The organism is Pseudomonas kitaguniensis (assembly GCF_009296165.1).
GTDB lineage: Bacteria > Pseudomonadota > Gammaproteobacteria > Pseudomonadales > Pseudomonadaceae > Aquipseudomonas > Aquipseudomonas kitaguniensis.
Genome location: NZ_VUAZ01000232.1, coordinates 1 through 1,664, shown reverse-complemented (window position 1 = coordinate 1,664; position 1,664 = coordinate 1). Strand labels below are relative to the sequence as shown.

At 59.9% G+C, this 1,664-nt stretch carries 2 protein-coding genes; both read right to left on the bottom strand.

Features of this window, described 5'->3' with window-relative positions; translation table 11 throughout:
- Positions 1 to 281: 281 nt before the first annotated feature.
- Positions 282 to 545 carry a DUF6124 family protein gene (locus F0169_RS26915; RefSeq protein WP_152748123.1) on the bottom strand — a complete coding sequence of 88 codons (264 nt, stop codon included), beginning with the start codon at positions 543 to 545 and terminating at the stop codon, positions 282 to 284.
- A 480-nt stretch (positions 546 to 1,025) separates the two neighbouring features.
- Positions 1,026 to 1,289 (bottom strand): DUF6124 family protein, encoded by a 264-nt coding sequence (locus F0169_RS26910; protein WP_152748122.1) that lies wholly within the window; start codon positions 1,287 to 1,289, stop codon positions 1,026 to 1,028.
- Between the last annotated feature and the right edge of the window lie 375 nt (positions 1,290 to 1,664).

The window sequence follows — 1,664 nt, the reverse complement described above, 5'->3', positions numbered from 1 at the left end:
AGCAAGCCCCCTCCCACATAAACGACGCAGGCGGCATTCCTTTGCTGCGCGTGGGAACGATCAGCGTCAGCTTTTTAGTCCGGGCGGTGCCCGACCCGGCATACCCTGGGGCATCCAGCACACAGCACCAAATGTGGGAGGGGGCTTGCTCCCGATAGCGGTGTATCAGGCCCGGAATACCGACTGAGGCACCGCCATCGGGAGCAAGCCCCCTCCCACATACACGGCGCAGGCGGCATTCCTTTGCTGCGCGTGGTAAGGATCGGCGTCGGGTTGTGAGTCTAGGCGGCGCCCGACTCTGTTGCGGGTGATGGCTGAACATCCTCCAGCAGCCGCTCAGCCAACAAACGAGCCACCTCAATCAACTGCGCAATGCCCAACGCGCCTTCTCGCTGCGTCGCTTCCATATCAAAAGCAAAGTCGCAGGTCAGGGCGTGGGCGGACGCCAGGGTTTCGGTGAGGTTGACCAGCAGGTCTTCGGTGCTGATGCCGTCGATGAGGGTGAACAGCAGGCTGGGCGGGGGATTTGGGCTGGGTTTAATCATTGCGAAGCTCCTCGGTAAAGGTGGAGCTGCCACTGATCGCCGCGACGCGATGGAGGGTGGCAGCTGTGCGCAGGTTCGCGGACCGGTTACCAAGGAACCCGGCATACCCGAAGGTATCCCGCACACAGCCGCCATAGCGCGGCACAGTAGACGATAAAAAACCGCTTACTGAAAGGGAGATGGTGCTTTTGTTCCGTAGTAAATCGGGCCGCGAAGCCCGCCCGCTGAGTGTTCAGCGGTGTGCGCAGACTAGAGCGCGGGTTTCCTAGGGACAACCTTAAAACCCTGTCGGAAATTTCCTCTTCAGCGGCGGCTGCACAAAGCTCCAAATGTGGGAGGGGGCTTGCTCCCGATAGCAGTGGGTCAGGCCCGAAATAACCGACTGACGCACCGCCATCGGGAGCAAGCCCCCTCCCACATACGCGGCGCAGGCGGCATTCCTTTGCTGCGCGTGGGAACGCTCGGCGTAGGGTTTTGAGTCTAGGCGGCGCCCGACTCTGTTGCGAATGATGGCTGAACATCATCCAGCAGCCGCTCAGCCAGCAACCGCGCTACCTCAATCAACTGCGCAATGCCCAGCGCGACTTCTCGCTGCGTCGCTTCCATATCAAATGCAAAGTCGCAGGTCAGGGCGTGGGCGGAAGCCAGGGTTTCGGTGAGGTTGACCAGCAGGTCTTCGGTGCTGATGCCGTCGATGAGGGTGAACAGCACGCTGGGCGGGGGATTTGGGGTGGGTTTAATCATTGAGAAACTCCTGATTTAAATGGAGTTGCCACTTATCGCCGCGACGCGATGGGGTGGCAGCTGTACGCAGGTTCGCGGACCGGAATCAGGAAACCGGCATACCCGAAGGTATCCCGCGCACAGCCACCATAGCGCCGCACAGTAGACGATAAAAAATCATCAACTGAAAGCGGACAATGGCGCTTTGCGTCTGAATTCAATGGGCCGCGAAGCCCGCCCGCTGAGTGTTCAGCGGTGTGCGCAGACTAGAGCGCGAGTTTCCTAGGGACAACCTTAAAACCCTGTCGGAAATTTCCTCGATAGCAGCGGCTGCACACACATCCAAATGTGGGAGGGGGCTTGCTCCCGATAGCAGTGTGTCAGGCCCGAAATAAC

Coding starts and splice junctions, on each gene's coding strand:
- F0169_RS26915 (WP_152748123.1), bottom strand. CDS start 545: ATGATTAAACCCAGCCCAAATCCCCCGCCCAGCCTGCTGTTCACCCTC.
- F0169_RS26910 (WP_152748122.1), bottom strand. CDS start 1,289: ATGATTAAACCCACCCCAAATCCCCCGCCCAGCGTGCTGTTCACCCTC.